Origin of the sequence: Pseudomonas sp. B7 (genome assembly GCF_016735645.1) — a bacterium.
GTDB lineage: Bacteria > Pseudomonadota > Gammaproteobacteria > Pseudomonadales > Pseudomonadaceae > Aquipseudomonas > Aquipseudomonas glycinae.
The window spans coordinates 528,407-543,883 of the sequence record NZ_JAERRE010000003.1; the positions used below are offsets into that span (position 1 = coordinate 528,407).

General features: G+C 60.2%; 13 protein-coding genes. 2 read left to right on the forward strand and 11 right to left on the reverse strand.

Annotated features, from left to right (window positions below):
- Positions 1-12 precede the first annotated feature (12 nt).
- The gene (gene cobA / locus JKA62_RS10855) at positions 13-765 is read left to right on the forward strand and encodes a uroporphyrinogen-III C-methyltransferase (RefSeq protein WP_201817793.1); all 753 of its coding nucleotides are present in this window, start codon (positions 13-15) and stop codon (positions 763-765) included.
- Between the two features lie 75 nt (positions 766-840).
- Here the strand turns inward: cobA and JKA62_RS10860 are convergent, their stop codons facing one another.
- The 8 genes from JKA62_RS10860 to ppsA form a co-directional block, all read right to left on the reverse strand.
- Positions 841-1,875: an OmpA family protein gene (locus JKA62_RS10860; RefSeq protein ID WP_011333252.1), complete on the reverse strand. Its 1,035-nt coding sequence runs from the start codon at positions 1,873-1,875 to the stop codon at positions 841-843.
- 107 nt (positions 1,876-1,982) lie between these two features.
- Complete coding sequence (gene sigX / locus JKA62_RS10865; RefSeq protein WP_011333251.1) at positions 1,983-2,573, reverse strand: RNA polymerase sigma factor SigX; 591 nt, start codon at positions 2,571-2,573, stop codon at positions 1,983-1,985.
- Between the two features lie 90 nt (positions 2,574-2,663).
- Positions 2,664-3,488, reverse strand: coding sequence for a mechanosensitive ion channel family protein (locus tag JKA62_RS10870; protein ID WP_007951987.1), 825 nt, complete (start codon positions 3,486-3,488; stop codon positions 2,664-2,666).
- Positions 3,489-3,490: 2 nt separating this feature from the next.
- On the reverse strand, positions 3,491-3,739 hold the full coding sequence (locus JKA62_RS10875) for a hypothetical protein (RefSeq protein WP_007951986.1): 249 nt from the start codon (positions 3,737-3,739) through the stop codon (positions 3,491-3,493).
- Positions 3,740-3,802: 63 nt separating this feature from the next.
- Entirely contained in the window at positions 3,803-4,798 is a 996-nt protein-coding gene (locus tag JKA62_RS10880; RefSeq protein ID WP_011333249.1) for a zinc transporter ZntB, read from the reverse strand.
- Between the two features lie 24 nt (positions 4,799-4,822).
- Positions 4,823-5,314, reverse strand: a complete 492-nt coding sequence (rraA, locus tag JKA62_RS10885) for a ribonuclease E activity regulator RraA (protein WP_011333248.1) — start codon at positions 5,312-5,314, stop codon at positions 4,823-4,825.
- 226 nt (positions 5,315-5,540) lie between these two features.
- Positions 5,541-6,530 (reverse strand): alpha/beta fold hydrolase, encoded by a 990-nt coding sequence (locus JKA62_RS10890; protein WP_011333247.1) that lies wholly within the window; start codon positions 6,528-6,530, stop codon positions 5,541-5,543.
- A 98-nt stretch (positions 6,531-6,628) separates the two neighbouring features.
- Positions 6,629-9,004 carry a phosphoenolpyruvate synthase gene (gene ppsA, locus JKA62_RS10895; protein ID WP_011333246.1) on the reverse strand — a complete coding sequence of 792 codons (2,376 nt, stop codon included), beginning with the start codon at positions 9,002-9,004 and terminating at the stop codon, positions 6,629-6,631.
- A 174-nt stretch (positions 9,005-9,178) separates the two neighbouring features.
- Here ppsA and ppsR point away from each other — a divergent pair, with 174 nt between their 5' ends.
- Complete coding sequence (gene ppsR / locus JKA62_RS10900) at positions 9,179-9,997, forward strand: posphoenolpyruvate synthetase regulatory kinase/phosphorylase PpsR (RefSeq protein ID WP_011333245.1); 819 nt, start codon at positions 9,179-9,181, stop codon at positions 9,995-9,997.
- Here ppsR and prpD read toward each other — a convergent pair.
- The 3 genes from prpD to acnD all read right to left on the reverse strand — a co-directional run bounded on the left by prpD (position 9,990) and on the right by acnD (position 15,431).
- Entirely contained in the window at positions 9,990-11,474 is a 1,485-nt protein-coding gene (gene prpD, locus JKA62_RS10905; protein WP_011333244.1) for a 2-methylcitrate dehydratase, read from the reverse strand. The two genes, ppsR and prpD, sit on opposite strands and share 8 nt — an antisense overlap.
- A 117-nt stretch (positions 11,475-11,591) precedes the next feature.
- Positions 11,592-12,782: a 2-methylaconitate cis-trans isomerase PrpF gene (gene prpF / locus JKA62_RS10910; RefSeq protein WP_041475184.1), complete on the reverse strand. Its 1,191-nt coding sequence runs from the start codon at positions 12,780-12,782 to the stop codon at positions 11,592-11,594.
- Between the two features lie 54 nt (positions 12,783-12,836).
- Positions 12,837-15,431 carry a Fe/S-dependent 2-methylisocitrate dehydratase AcnD gene (gene acnD, locus JKA62_RS10915; protein ID WP_011333242.1) on the reverse strand — a complete coding sequence of 865 codons (2,595 nt, stop codon included), beginning with the start codon at positions 15,429-15,431 and terminating at the stop codon, positions 12,837-12,839.
- Positions 15,432-15,477 lie beyond the last annotated feature (46 nt).

Below are 15,477 nucleotides of genomic sequence, written 5' to 3' on the forward strand. Positions count from 1 at the left end.
GAGGAAAACACCATGAACGCGAAAGTCTGGCTGGTGGGCGCGGGCCCCGGTGATCCTGAACTGCTGACGCTAAAAGCCGTACGTGCCTTGCGCGAGGCCGAGGTGGTACTGATCGACGATCTGGTCAATGACGCGGTGCTCGAACACTGCCCTGCTGCACGGATCATCGCGGTCGGCAAACGCGGCGGCTGCCGCTCGACGCCCCAGGCGTTCATCCATCGGCTGATGCTGCGATATGCCCGTCAGGGCAAATGCGTGGTGCGGCTCAAGGGCGGCGATCCGTGCATTTTCGGGCGTGGAGGTGAGGAAGCGCAGTGGTTGCGCGAGCGCGGGGTCGAGGTGGAACTGGTCAATGGCATCACCGCCGGACTGGCCGGCGCGACCCAGTGTGATATTCCGCTGACGTTGCGCGGCGTGGCCCGAGGCGTGACGCTGGTCACGGCCCATACCCAGGACGACAGCCACTTGAACTGGCGGGCGCTGGCGCAAGGCGGGACGACGCTGGTGATTTACATGGGAGTGGCGAAGCTCGGAGAGATTCGCGAGCAGCTGTTGGCTGGGGGGATGGCAGCGGATACGCCGGTGGCGATGATCGAGAACGCCTCGTTGCCAGAGCAGCGCGAATGCCGCAGCGATCTGACAGCGATGGAAGACGACGCCCTTGGTTTCCAGCTCAAGAGCCCTGCGATTCTGGTCATAGGCGCCGTCGCAGCAGCGGCGACCCAGGTCGGTTCGATTGGCTGGGCAGCCGATCGCCTGGCCTGACAATCTCTGGATTCACCAAACCGCAGGCAAAGAAAAGCCCGGCCTAAGCCGGGCTTTTCTCGTAGCGGCAGCTAATTACTTAGCTTGAGCTTCAACCTGCGCTTCTACGCGACGGTTAACAGCACGGCCAGCTTCAGTTTTGTTGTCAGCAACTGGGCGGGATTCGCCGTAGCCGATCGACTGAACGCGGGACGATTCAACACCGTACTGGTTGGTCAGAACTTGCTTAACGGCGTTTGCACGACGCTCGGACAGTTTCTGGTTGTAAGCGTCAGGACCGACGGAGTCAGTGTGACCTTCAACAGTAGTGGTGGTGGATGGGTACTGCTTCATGAAGTCAGCCAGGTTTTTGATGTCGCCATAGCTGTTTGGCTTCACAACCGACTTGTCGAAGTCGAACTTAACGTCCAGCTCAACACGAACAACTTCAGCAACTGCAGGGCAGCCATCAGCGTCAACAGTTACGTTGGCTGGGGTGTCCGGGCACTTGTCAACGTTGTCGCAAACGCCGTCGTTGTCGCTGTCGGAGCAGACTTCAGCTGGTGCTGGAACTGGAGCAGCGGCTGGCTTGGAGCCGCCACCGAAGTTCACACCGATACCGACGCTTGGAGCCCACTCGGTGTCGCCCTGGTCGATGTTGTACTGAGCTTCAACGCCAGCACGGGCGTAGAAGTTGTCAGTGAAGTACAGCTTGGCACCGGCGCCCAGGTTGGCGAAGGTGGAACGGTTGCGACCGTTCGAACCGTTCTGGTCGATGCTCTGGTCAGAGAAACCGGCCGAAACGTATGGACGCAGCATGTCGCCTGGGTTGTTGAAGTGGTACAGAGCGTCCAGAGCGGTGTTGGCGCCCTTGACGTTCTTGCCATCGTCGGCACGCACGTTGTGCACTTCGTCGTAGCCCAGACGCAGTTCAACGTCGTCGGTCAGGAAGTAACCGATCGAACCGCCGAACAGGTTGCCGTTGTTCTTGAAGTTACGAGCGCTGTCGAATTGTTCTTTCTTTGCGAAGCCTTCGATTTCAACTGCGCCTTGGCCTTGTGCCAGAGCGCCGAAAGAAGTGGCGGCAATCAAAGAACCAATGGCCAAGCCCAAGGTGTTTTTCAGTTTCATCCGTTAAATCCCCATCTGGTGATTGTGAAGCAGTCCCGCAAACCGGGGGACAACTCGGCGGCAAGTCTATCAGAACTTGCCTACACGTAAGAGATATTTGCGCCGAACTAAGTTTCAGCAATGCCTGCAAATTTCTCACGCAATTTATCAAGAGCGCGTTTGTAACGCATTTTTGTCGCACTCAACCCCATGTGCATGATGTCTGCGATCTCCTGAAACTCCAGCTCTGCGACAAATCGTAGCACCAGAATTTCCCGGTCAATCGGGTTCACATACACCAGCCAGCGATCCAGTCCGCCCTTCTCCTCGGGTTTCGGCGCCTTTTCTTCGGACGCTTCCTCGAGGGGGTCAAGACTCAGTGCGTCCATCAAGCGACGCTTTCGCCGTTCCTTCCGATACTGTGTGATGCATTCGTTGTAGGTGATGCTGTACAGCCATGTCTTGAACTTCGATTTCCCCTCGAAGTTCTTCAGCCCGTACAGCACCTTCAACATCACTTCCTGACAGACATCGTCTGCATCGCGATCGTTCCCAAGATATCGTGCGCACACGTTAAATAATGTCCGCTGGTAACGCCGCATCAGTTCTTCATACGCACGCGTCACGTGAAAAAGCTCGGTATGCGAGCGCGCGACCAACTCCTCATCAGAGAGCTCGCGGGGGTCGTAGCGCGTGGATAGCGTTTGGGCTTTATTCAAAACAAGTCGTGCCGACAGTCAGGTCAATGTCCACCGCAGCCAGCGACAGCTGGCATTTTGCGGCGGCATACATTAGCAGGGTTTGCCGGGTTAGCGGCTACTCACATGCTGCTCCAGCAGGATCCGATTGGAGAGAGAGACTAGCTCACCCTCATCGGTCAGCAATGTGGTCTTAACCGTGCCGATCTCTTCGATCTGGCCTTCGACCTCGCCAATACGCACTTGTTGCCCAACCTGATACAACTCACGCACATAGATTCCCGCAAGAATCTGACCGGCAATTTCCCGGCTTCCCAAGCCCATGGCCAGCGCAACCGCCAGACCAACGGTAATCAATACGATGACGATCACATGGTTCAGCAGGTCGGTCTTGACCTCCAGCTGACTGATCGCGACCGAAATGCTGATGATGATCACCAAGCCCTGGGCAATTCGCCCAAGGCCGGAAGCGTAGTCCAGGCCTACGCCTTCTGCCGCCCCGCGAACCAGGCCATTGGCCAGTTGCGCAAGAAGGACACCCACCAGCAACACCAGCGCCGCGCCGAACACTTTTGGCAAATACAGCGCGAGCATGTCAAGCGTAGCTGAAACTCGCTCAAGTCCAAGGGATTCTGCTGCCGAAACCAGAAAAATCAGCAGAACGAACCAATAGACGATTTTACCGATCAACGTGGAGATCGGCACTTGCAGCCCCGCGCGGGACATCAATTTGGTCAGGCCGGTGCCGCCCATCAGGCGATCAAGCCCCAGTTTGGCCAGCAATTTGGACAGCAAGGTGTCCAGCAGCTTGGCCACGACAAAACCCAATAGCAACACAACCAGTGCGCCGAACAGGTTCGGAATGAAGTTAGCGACTTTGGTCCACAACGCAGTCATTGCAGTGACGAGGCTCTGAGTCCAGAGATCAAGTTCCATATTCAATCAGCCTTATCAGCAGTGCGAGCGGTAGGTTTACGGAGACGGGAGACCGGCGCGACATGGGCCGAGCCATTATTCAGGGCGATCATCAGCGCGGGCAGCCAGCGGCCCAGCAGGCTGAACAGATCGCCGGCGCCAACCTGGCGGTTGGCGGTTTTGAGTACGCGGCCCAGACAGGCATCGTCGTCGCGGCTGGACGGCGAGGCGTTGAGCATGTCGCGCAAAGACTGTTCAAACGGATCGTGCATACGCACCTCTCGTGATGTCTGTGAAAGACGCGGGCAAATTTGGTCGGGTCACATGGCGCATCGTCATACCCAGCGCAAACGGCGGAACAACCACCATTGTCCGAACGCCAGGGCGAGCACCGTCAGGCAAGCGATCAGGAAACCATAAGGGCTGCTCGAGAACGGAATGCCGCCGACATTGATGCCCAGCAGACCGGTAATAAAACTCATCGGCAAGAAGATGCAGGTAATGATGCCGAAGCGATACATCGTGCGATTCATGTGCACGCTCAAGCGCCGGTCTTCGGCCTCCAGCACAAGCCCCACGCGCTCTCGGGTCAATTCGAGCTCTTCAAGATAACGGGTCAGGCTGTTGTTCAATTCGTTCCAGTAGTCGGCATCGTCATCGACGAACCACGGCAGTTTTATCCGCGTCAGCTGTCCGAAAATATCCCGCTGCGGTGCCAGAAAACGCTTCAGTCCGGCGGCCCGGCGACGGATGTGCAAAATGGCGCCGTGCTCGGGGGTATACCGTTCGTCGGCATCCAGTTTTTCTTCCTCTTCATCGACCACTTCGGAGAGGCAAGTCACCAGATCCTGCACCTTGTTGGTGAGGAATTGCGCCAGATAGAGCATCAATTCGGACGAGGTTTTCGGCCCCTTGCCCTCGCCCAGCATCACCAGCAACTCGTCGGTGGCGCGCAACGGACGCAAACGCAGGGAAATCACCCGCTGGGCCGAAGCAAAAATCCGCACCGATACCATGTCTTCCGGCTCGGCGCCCGGGTTGAGATTGACCCCGCGCAAAAACAGCAACAGCTCGGAATCCGGCAGCGGCAACAGGCGTGGGCGGGTGTTTTCTTCCAGCAGCAGATCGCAGGTGAACTCGTTGAGCCCACTGGATTTGCGCAGCCAGGTCTGGGTCTGCGGGTGACTGCGATCCCAGTGCAGCCACAGGCTTTCATGAGCCTGCAGCTGCAGATCGTCGAGATCAGTCCGGGCTATCGAACGCGCACCGCCTTTACCGTCCAGCACCAGGGCATGCACCAGCCCCCATTGCGCGTTTTCTTCCTCGAACATCCTCACCCCTGTGATGACCGCGATTTATTCAGGCATTTTCAACGGACTTGGCGAGATGATCACGCCATTGTTGTCCGCATAGATGTACTGACCGGGATGGAAGGTCACACCCGCGAAGGTCACCGGCACGTTGAGGTCGCCGAGACCGCGTTTTTCAGTCTTTTTCGGATGGCTGGCCAGGGCCTGCACGCCAAGATCGGTCTGGGCGATGACGTCCACATCACGGATGCAGCCGTAGATGACCAGCCCTTCCCAACCGTTTTTCGCGGCTTTCTCGGCGATCATGTCGCCCAGCAGTGCGCAGCGCAGCGAGCCACCGCCATCGACCACCAGCACCTTGCCGTTGCCCTTGAGCTCGGCTTGTTCCTTGACCAGCGAGTTGTCTTCGAAGCATTTGATGGTCACGATTTCGCCACCGAACGAATCACGGCCGCCGAAATTGCTGAACATCGGTTCCAGCACCTGAACCAGCTCCGGATAGGCGTCGCACAGGTCAGGCGTAAGGTAATGGTTCATCGAAAAACTCCTGTAACAAGGAAGACGATCAAGGATGTCGCACTCTTTTGAAACGAGTTCCGGCGGTCGCTGTTTACCTTAGCCCATGTCATGGTCGCTGAACGAACCTGAACACAAGCTGAAACGTAATAGCGAAACAGTCACCAAATATGACCAGAACCGTCCAATGCGTCATATCTTAGCCGCAAGCCGACGCGAACGAAATGCCCTTTTCAGGGCGCCGCGTTCAGACCGCTGCCGCCAGATCCGGCTTCTCGCCAAGCAATGGCGTGTGCTGATCTGCCAGCCAGCGCGCCACCAGCGGCCAGACCTCAGCCTGCGCCGCCTTGCTGACCAGCATTTCGACATGGCCGAACTGATCGTTGAAGCCCTGCTCTCGGCCCAGATTGATGAACTGCTTGTGCTCGGAGCCAATCTGTTCGAACAGCTTCCGGCAGGCCCAGGCCGGATCCTGATGATCCCCCGCAGCGCTCACCGCCAGCACCGGCACCTGCACATCGGCCAGGCCTGCCCACCAATCCTTGTCCTTGTCGCCGAAACGACCGAACAGCCCGTACCAGCGCATGCTTTCCAGCGCCAGACCGATCGGCTCGTCCTCGGGGCCGCGCTTGAGTCGCGAGCCGGACAACTGGGCAAAACGCTTGAGAATGAAGCGCCCGCTCCATTCCACCGGCGGAATCTTCAACGGCCAGTAGGTGCGGCTGACCTGGGTGCCGAAAAACGCCGCCGACGCCACCGCAGGCTCACCGAGGTATTCGCCGCCCAACGCGGCTGCCAGCGTGATGCCACCCAGCGAGTGGCCGATCCAGTGCGGAATCTGCCCGCTCTGCTCACGGACGAACGCGGCAATCGCCGGCAGATCGTAACGGGCATAGTCGGCGACCCGGTTGCGGCGGTAGTCCTCGTTGCGCTGGGACAGGCCATGACCGCGCATTTCCGGGATCCACACATCGAAGCCCAGTCGCGTCAGATAGGCGCCAAGGCCTAGGCCTTTTGGCGAAAACCAGAAGCGCCGGTTGGAAAAACTGCCGTGCAGCAAGATCACCGGCACGCCGCGCGACGCCGGCTCATCGGCCATGCCGAGACGGGTCACCGCGATTTCCACGGACCAGTCAGGGCTGTTGCCCGGTTTCAAACGATAAACGTCTTCGCTCAGATCACCGCGTCGCTCGGCGCTGATCAGGGCGACAGGAAATAGGTTGCTGCTGCTTTGCATAATGCTCTTGCACAAAAAAGGGCGGCATCCGGAGAGCTCGCCCTACTTCAATCTTAAAGCCCCGACCCGGTTCAACGGGCCGGGGCTTCATTCACGGCTTATTCCGCCGCCTGGCCTTCGGCAAGGAAGAACCAGGTTTCCAGCACGGTGTCCGGGTTCAGCGACACGCTTTCGATGCCCTGCTCCATCAGCCACTTGGCCAGGTCCGGGTGGTCCGAAGGACCCTGACCGCAGATGCCGATGTACTTGCCGGCCTTGTTGCACGCGGCAATCGCGTTGGCCAGCAGTTTCTTGACCGCCGGATTACGCTCGTCGAACAGGTGCGCGATGATCCCGGAGTCACGGTCCAGACCCAGTGTCAGCTGAGTCAGGTCGTTGGAGCCGATCGAGAAACCATCGAAGAATTCGAGGAATTCTTCCGCCAGGATCGCGTTGGACGGCAGTTCGCACATCATGATCACGCGCAGACCGTTGTCGCCACGGGCCAGGCCGTTTTCGGCGAGCAGATCCACCACCTGGCTGGCTTCGCCGAGGGTACGGACGAACGGCACCATGATTTCGACGTTGGTCAGGCCCATCTCGTTGCGTACGCGTTTCAGCGCACGGCACTCGAGTTCGAAGCAGTCACGGAACGATTCACTGATGTAACGCGAAGCGCCACGGAAGCCCAGCATCGGGTTTTCTTCTTCCGGCTCGTACAGCTTGCCGCCGATCAGGTTGGCGTACTCGTTGGACTTGAAGTCCGACAGACGCACGATGACCTTCTTCGGTGCAAACGCAGCGGCCAGGGTGCTGATGCCTTCAACCAGCTTCTCGACATAGAAGCCGACCGGATCGTCGTAACCGGCGATGCGCTTGTCGACGCTTTCCTTGATGTCCTGCGGCAGGCCGTCGTAGTTCAACAGCGCTTTCGGGTGGACGCCGATCATGCGGTTGATGATGAACTCCAGACGGGCCAGGCCCACACCGGCGTTCGGCAGCTGCGCGAAGTCGAAGGCGCGATCCGGGTTGCCGACGTTCATCATGATCTTGAACGGCAGCTCCGGCATGGCGTCGACGGAGTTCTTCTTGATGTCGAAGCCCAGTTCGCCTTCGAAGATGTAACCGGTGTCGCCTTCGGCGCAGGACACGGTCACGCCTTGGCCATCCTTCAGCAGTTGGGTGGCGTTGCCGCAACCCACGACTGCAGGAATCCCCAGCTCACGGGCGATGATCGCCGCGTGGCAGGTACGGCCACCACGGTTGGTGACGATGGCGCTGGCGCGCTTCATGACCGGCTCCCAGTCCGGGTCGGTCATGTCGGAGACCAGCACGTCTCCCGGCTGGACCTTGTCCATCTCGGAGACGTCCTTGATGATCCGCACCTTGCCGGCGCCGATGCGCTGGCCGATGGCACGACCTTCCACCAGCACGGTGCCGGTTTCTTTCAGCAGGTAACGTTCCATGACGTTGGCCTGGGTGCGACTTTTCACGGTTTCCGGACGGGCCTGCACGATGTACAGCTTGCCGTCGTCACCGTCCTTGGCCCACTCGATGTCCATCGGGCAGCCATAATGCTTCTCGATGATCATCGCCTGCTTGGCCAGCTCGCTGACTTCAGCGTCGGTCAGGCAGAAACGCGCGCGCTCGGCCTTGTCGACATCAACGGTTTTCACGGAACGACCGGCCTTGGCCTCGTCGCCGTAGATCATCTTGATGGCCTTGCTGCCCAGGTTGCGACGCAGGATCGCCGGGCGACCGGCCTCCAGCGTGCCCTTGTGGACATAGAATTCGTCCGGGTTCACCGCGCCTTGCACGACGGTTTCGCCCAGGCCGTAGGCGCCGGTGATGAACACCACGTCACGGAAGCCGGATTCGGTATCGAGGGTGAACATCACGCCGGCGGTGCCGGTTTCCGAACGCACCATGCGCTGCACGCCGGCCGACAGGGCGACCAGCTTGTGGTCGAAGCCCTGGTGCACGCGGTAGGAAATGGCGCGGTCGTTGAACAGGGAAGCGAACACTTCCTTGGCCGCGCGGATGACGTTTTCCACGCCACGGATGTTCAGGAAGGTTTCCTGCTGACCGGCGAACGAAGCGTCCGGCAAGTCTTCGGCGGTGGCGGAGGAACGCACGGCCACGGCCACGTCAGGGTTACCGGCCGACAGCGCGGCGAACGCGGTGCGGATCTCGGTGTTCAGTTTTTCAGGGAATTCGGCTTCCATGATCCATTGGCGGATCTGGGCGCCGGTCTTGGCCAGGGCATTGACGTCATCGACGTCCAGCGCATCGAGGGCCTTGTGGATCTGATCGTTCAGACCGCTCAGTTCCAGGAAATCACGATAGGCCTGCGCCGTGGTGGCGAAGCCGCCGGGGACCGAAACACCGGCACCGGCCAGGTTACTGATCATCTCGCCCAGGGATGCGTTCTTGCCCCCCACATGCTCAACATCGTGTTTGCCGAGCTTATCGAGGGAAACTACGTACTCTACCAAGGTGATCTCTCCACTAACTGTGTTGGAAAAGCTCAGAAACCGGCGGCTCGGGGGAGCGTTGGCCGGCTGTATGGCCTGGACCTGGAAAATAAGTGAGAATGCGGGCAAATGGCGGCCGGCAAATCGCGCCTATCATATCCAAGATTCGTCACTAGCTTAAGGCCCAAGGTGCAAATGAAACGATCTGCTTTCTTTATCTCCGATGGCACCGGCATCACCGCCGAAACCCTGGGTCAAAGCCTTCTGGCGCAGTTCGAAAACATTACCTTCAGCAAATTCACGCGGCCGTACATCGACAGCGTTGAAAAAGCGCGGGCCATGGTACAACAAATCAACAAAGCCGCTGAAACCGACGGTTTCCGGCCGATCATCTTCGACACCATCGTCAACCAGGACATCCGTGAGATTCTCGCAACCTCCAATGGTTTCATGATCGACATTTTCTCGACGTTCCTCGCCCCGCTCGAGCAGGAACTGACCGAGCATTCTTCCTACACCGTCGGCAAATCCCACTCCATCGGCCACAACTCCAATTACATGGAGCGGATCGAGGCGGTGAACTTCGCCCTCGACAACGACGACGGCGCCCGCACCCACTATTACGACAAGGCCGACCTGATACTAGTGGGCGTGTCGCGTTGTGGTAAGACGCCGACGTGTCTGTACATGGCGATGCAGTTCGGCATCCGTGCGGCCAACTACCCGCTGACCGAAGACGACATGGAACGCCTGCAACTGCCGGCCGCCCTGCGTGCTCACCAGCACAAGCTGTTCGGCCTGACTATCGATCCGGACCGCCTCACCGCGATCCGCAACGAACGCAAGCCCAACAGCCGCTATTCGAGCTACGCCCAGTGCGAGTTCGAAGTGCGCGAAGTGGAAAACCTGTTCCGCCGCGAGAACATTCCGCACATCAACTCCACGCATTTCTCCGTTGAAGAAATCTCCGCGAAGATCCTCGTGGAAAAAGGCGTGGAGCGGCGCTTCAAATAACCAATAAATCCATAAACCGATTCACCGGCGTGGCTTCAAGCCGCGCCGAATCCTTGCACAGCGCAAGAATCTCCCCGCTGCGCTGCCCGGTGAAACGGGTGGCCAGATTTGCCCTGAACTTGTCCTCCAGCAATGGAATGCCCTCGGCGCGACGCCGGCGATGGCCGATCGGGTATTCCACCACCACGTTTTCCGTGCTCGAACCGTCCTTGAAAAACACCTGCACCGCGTTGGCAATCGAGCGTTTGTCGGCCTCCAGATATTCACGGGTGAAGCGCGGATCTTCGACGATGACCATTTTCTCGCGCAGCACATCGATGATCGGATGGGCCTTGTGGAAATCATCCTCGTACTGCTCCGCTACCAGATTGCCGAACGCCAGCGGCACGGCGGTCATGTACTGGAGGCAGTGATCGCGGTCGGCGGCATTGGCCAACGGCCCGACCTTGGAAATGATGCGGATCGCCGACTCGTGGGTAGTGATGACGATCCGATCAATTTCATGCAGACGATTGCGTACCTGCGGATGCAGGGTCACGGCGGCCTCGCAGGCGGTTTGCGCGTGAAACTCGGCGGGGAAGCTGATCTTGAACAGCACGTTTTCCATCACGTAACTGCCGAACGGTCGCGAGAAGCTGAAGGTGCGTTTGTCTTCGGGTTTGAGCGCCAGATCGTTGTTGGTGTGGCTGAACAGAACGTCGTAAAAGCCCCACTGTCTGGCACTCAAGACGCCGGGAATGCCCATTTCGCCGCGCATCGCGATATCCGCCAGCCGCACGCCCCGGCTCGATGCATCCCCTGCCGCCCAGGATTTACGCGAGCCGGCGTTTGGTGCATGGCGGTAAGTGCGCAATGCCTGGCCGTCGGCGAACGCGTGAGACAACGCCGATAACAACTGCTCACGGTTGGCGCCCATCAGCTTGGCGGTCACGGCGGTCGAGGCGACTTTCACCAGAATGACATGGTCGAGGCCTACGCGATTGAAGGAGTTCTCCAGCGCGATCACGCCCTGGATTTCGTGGGCCATGATCATGGCTTCAAGTACATCGCGCACGGTCAGCGGCGCTTCGCCGTTGGCCAGACGCTTTTGCGACAGGTGATCGGCCACCGCGAGAATACCGCCGAGGTTGTCCGACGGATGACCCCATTCAGCGGCGAGCCAGGTGTCGTTGTAATCGAGCCAGCGCACGATGCAGCCGATGTCCCACGCCGCTTTCACCGGGTCGAGGCGATAGGAGGTGCCAGGGACTCGGGCGCCGAATGGGACGACGGTGCCTTCGACGATTGGGCCAAGGTGTTTGGTGCATTCGGGGAAACGCAGGGCCAGCAGGCCGCAGCCCAGGGTGTCCATCAGGCAGTTGCGGGCGGTGTCGAGGGCTTCGGCGGATGTGATTTTGTAGCTGAGGACGTAATCGGCGATATCCTGCAGGACATGGTCGTAGTCGGGGCGGTTGTTCAGGTCGACGTTGGCGCTCATGTTCGATTCACTCTTGAAAGTGGTTCGTTGATGGGACCTCGGTTCAGGGCTAATTTTCTTCTTATTGAAATGTGCATGGCGGTGAGAGCGAACGGGCTCGCTCTCACCGGTTGTTCATTAGAACGAGTCGCCAGGAACGCGCACGTAACCTTCCATCAGGACGCGCGCACTACGGCTCATGATCGCTTTCTTCACAACCCACTCACCGTTTTCCAGACTAGCTTCTGCGCCAACACGCAACGTCCCGGACGGATGCCCGAACCGCACCGCATTCCGCTCCACACCACCCGCCGCCAGATTCACCAACGTGCCCGAGATGGCCGCCGCCGTGCCGATCGCCACCGCCGCCGTCCCCATCATCGCGTGGTGCAGCTTGCCCATCGACAACGCCCGCACCAGCAAATCCACATCCCCGGCGCCAATGGCTTTGCCACTGGACGCGACGTAATCCGCAGGCTTGGCGACGAACGCTACCTTAGGCGTGTGCTGACGCCTGGCCGCTTCATCCAGACTGGAAATCAGCCCCATGCGCAAAGCACCGTAGGCACGAATGGTCTCAAACATCTGTAACGCTTTCGGATCGCTGTTGATCGCGCTTTGCAATTCAGTACCGGTGTAACCGATGTCTTCGGCGTTGACGAAGATCGTCGGAATACCCGCGTTGATCATGGTCGCCTTGAACGTGCCGACGCCCGGCACTTCCAGATCGTCGATCAGGTTGCCGGTGGGGAACATCGAGCCACCGCCGCCCTCTTCTTCCGCCGCCGGGTCCATGAATTCGACCTGGACTTCGGCAGCCGGGAAGGTCACGCCGTCGAGTTCGAAATCACCGGTTTCCTGGACTTCGCCGTTGGTGATCGGCACGTGGGCAATGATCGTTTTACCGATGTTGGCCTGCCACACGCGAACCACCGCCACACCGTTGTGCGGAATGCGACTGGCGTCCACCAGACCGTTGCTGATGGCAAACGAGCCGACCGCCGCCGACAGGTTGCCGCAGTTGCCACTCCAGTCCACAAACGGCTTGTCGATCGACACCTGACCGAACAGGTAATCGACGTCGTGATCGGCCTTGATGCTTTTCGACAGGATTACGGTTTTGCTGGTGCTCGAGGTGGCGCCGCCCATGCCGTCGATCTGCTTGTCGTACGGATCGGGGCTGCCGATGACCCGCAGCAACAGCGCATCGCGGGCCGGGCCGGGAATCTGCGCGGCTTCGGGCAGGTCCTTGAGGCTGAAAAACACGCCTTTGCTGGTGCCGCCACGCATGTAGGTGGCGGGGATTTTTATTTGCGGTGCGTGAGCCATGGTGCTCCTTAACGAAGACATGGGACTTGAAGTCCCATGCCCACATCAGTTGATTTAAACGGCAACCGCCGACTCTTCGAGGAAGTCCTGAGCGAAGCGCTGCAACACGCCGCCAGCCTCGTAGATCGACACTTCTTCGGCGGTGTCGAGGCGGCAGGTCACCGGCACGTCGACGCGTTCGCCGTTCTTGCGATGGATCACCAGCGTCAGGTCGGCGCGCGGCGTGCGCTCACCGATCACGTCGTAGGTTTCGCTGCCGTCGATGCCCAGAGTCTTGCGGTCAGTGCCCGGTTTGAACTCCAGCGGCAACACGCCCATGCCCACCAGGTTGGTGCGGTGAATGCGCTCGAAACCTTCGGCGGCAATCGCTTCCACCCCCGCCAGACGCACGCCTTTGGCCGCCCAGTCGCGGGACGAGCCCTGGCCGTAGTCGGCGCCGGCGATGATGATCAGCGGCTGCTTGCGCTCCATGTAGGTTTCGATGGCTTCCCACATGCGCATCACTTGGCCTTCCGGCTCGACTCGAGCCAGCGAGCCCTGCTTGACCTTGCCGTTTTCCACGACCATTTCGTTGAACAGTTTCGGGTTGGCGAAGGTCGCGCGCTGTGCGGTCAAGTGGTCGCCCCGGTGGGTCGCGTAAGAGTTGAAGTCCTCTTCCGGCAGGCCCATTTTCGCCAGGTACTCGCCGGCGGCGCTGTCGAGCATGATCGCGTTCGACGGCGACAGGTGATCGGTGGTGATGTTGTCCGGCAATACCGCCAACGGACGCATGCCCTTGAGCGGCCGCGCCCCGGCCAGCGCGCCCTCCCAGTACGGCGGACGGCGGATGTAGGTGCTCATTTCGCGCCAGTCGTACAGCGGCGTGACTTTCGGACCGGTGTCTTCATGGATGGCGAACATCGGGATGTAGACCTGACGGAACTGCTCAGGCTTGACCGAAGATTTCACCACCGCGTCGATTTCTTCGTCGCTCGGCCAGATGTCTTTCAGGCGAATTTCCTTGCCGTCGACCACGCCCAGCACATCTTTCTCGATATCGAAACGGATGGTGCCGGCAATCGCGTAGGCCACCACCAGCGGCGGCGAAGCGAGGAAAGCCTGCTTGGCGTACGGGTGAATCCGCCCGTCGAAGTTGCGGTTACCGGACAGCACAGCAGTGGCGTACAGGTCGCGGTCGATGATCTCTTGCTGGATCACCGGGTCCAGCGCGCCGGACATGCCGTTGCAGGTGGTGCAGGCGAAGGCGACGACGCCGAAACCGAGCTGCTCCAGCTCCGTGGTCAGCCCCGCTTCATCGAGGTACAGCGCCACGGTTTTCGAGCCCGGTGCCAGCGACGACTTGACCCACGGCTTGCGGGTCAGCCCGAGCTTGTTGGCGTTGCGCGCCAGCAGGCCGGCGGCGATCACGTTGCGCGGGTTGCTGGTGTTGGTGCAACTGGTGATGGCGGCGATGATCACCGCGCCGTCGGGCATTTGCCCAGGGACGTCTTCCCACTGACCGGCGATGCCTTTGGCCGCCAGATCCGACACCGCCACGCGGGCGTGCGGGTTGCTCGGGCCGGCCATGTTGCGCACCACCGAGGACAGATCGAAGGTCAGGCCGCGCTCGTATTGCGCGCCTTTCAGGCTGTCGGCCCACAGGCCGATCTGCTTGGCGTATTGCTCGACCAGTTGCACTTGCTGGTCTTCGCGACCGGTGAGTTTCAGGTAATCGATGGTCTGCTGGTCGATGTAGAACATCGCCGCCGTGGCGCCGTATTCCGGAGCCATGTTGGAGATGGTCGCGCGGTCGCCGAGGGTCAGCGCGGAAGCGCCTTCGCCGAAGAACTCCAGCCACGCGCCGACCACTTTCTGTTTGCGCAGGTATTCGGTCAGCGCCAGCACCATGTCGGTGGCGGTAATGCCCGGTTGCAGCTTGCCGGTCAGTTCGACACCGACGCTTTCCGGCAGGCGCATCCACGACGCGCGGCCGAGCATCACGCTCTCGGCTTCCAGACCACCAACACCGATGGCGATCACGCCCAGCGCATCGACGTGCGGGGTGTGGCTGTCGGTGCCGACGCAGGTATCCGGGAACGCCACGCCGTCGCGCACCTGGATCACCGGCGACATTTTCTCCAGGTTGATCTGGTGCATGATGCCGTTGCCCGGCGGGATCACGTCGACGTTCTTGAACGCCTTCTTGGTCCAGTTGATGAAGTGGAAACGGTCTTCGTTGCGACGGTCTTCGATGGCGCGGTTCTTCTCGAACGCCTGGGCGTCAAAACCGCCCGCCTCCACCGCCAGCGAGTGGTCGACGATCAGTTGCGTCGGCACCACCGGGTTGACCTGCGCCGGGTCGCCGCCCTGCTGGGCAATCGCGTCGCGCAGGCCGGCCAGATCCACCAGCGCGGTCTGGCCGAGAATATCGTGGCACACCACGCGGGCCGGGAACCATGGGAAGTCGAGGTCGCGTTTGCGCTCGATCAGTTGTTTCAGGGAATCGGTGAGCGTGGCCGGGTCGCAGCGACGCACGAGGTTTTCCGCCAGCACGCGAGAGGTGTACGGCAGGGTATCGTAGCTGCCGGGCTGGATCCCATCGACCGCCGCGCGGACGTCGAAAAAGTCCAGCGGCGTGCCGGGCAGGTTCTTGCGAAATTCTGTGTTCATCGGTCAGGACTCGGTCACGGTAGTTTCAAAGAGGGGGCGCCTGTGC

What these genes read in the sequence shown, in the direction of transcription:
- JKA62_RS10860 (WP_011333252.1), bottom strand. Translation starts at nt 1,875, where the DNA reads ATGAAACTGAAAAACACCTTGGGCTTGGCCATTGGTTCTTTGATTGCC.
- JKA62_RS10890 (WP_011333247.1), bottom strand. Translation starts at nt 6,530, where the DNA reads ATGCAAAGCAGCAGCAACCTATTTCCTGTCGCCCTGATCAGCGCCGAG.
- prpF (WP_041475184.1), bottom strand. Translation starts at nt 12,782, where the DNA reads ATGGCTCACGCACCGCAAATAAAAATCCCCGCCACCTACATGCGTGGC.
- prpD (WP_011333244.1), bottom strand. Translation starts at nt 11,474, where the DNA reads ATGAGCGCCAACGTCGACCTGAACAACCGCCCCGACTACGACCATGTC.
- JKA62_RS10880 (WP_011333249.1), bottom strand. Translation starts at nt 4,798, where the DNA reads ATGTTCGAGGAAGAAAACGCGCAATGGGGGCTGGTGCATGCCCTGGTG.
- rraA (WP_011333248.1), bottom strand. Translation starts at nt 5,314, where the DNA reads ATGAACCATTACCTTACGCCTGACCTGTGCGACGCCTATCCGGAGCTG.
- JKA62_RS10875 (WP_007951986.1), bottom strand. Translation starts at nt 3,739, where the DNA reads ATGCACGATCCGTTTGAACAGTCTTTGCGCGACATGCTCAACGCCTCG.
- acnD (WP_011333242.1), bottom strand. Translation starts at nt 15,431, where the DNA reads ATGAACACAGAATTTCGCAAGAACCTGCCCGGCACGCCGCTGGACTTT.
- cobA (WP_201817793.1), top strand. Translation starts at nt 13, where the DNA reads ATGAACGCGAAAGTCTGGCTGGTGGGCGCGGGCCCCGGTGATCCTGAA.
- ppsR (WP_011333245.1), top strand. Translation starts at nt 9,179, where the DNA reads ATGAAACGATCTGCTTTCTTTATCTCCGATGGCACCGGCATCACCGCC.
- JKA62_RS10870 (WP_007951987.1), bottom strand. Translation starts at nt 3,488, where the DNA reads ATGGAACTTGATCTCTGGACTCAGAGCCTCGTCACTGCAATGACTGCG.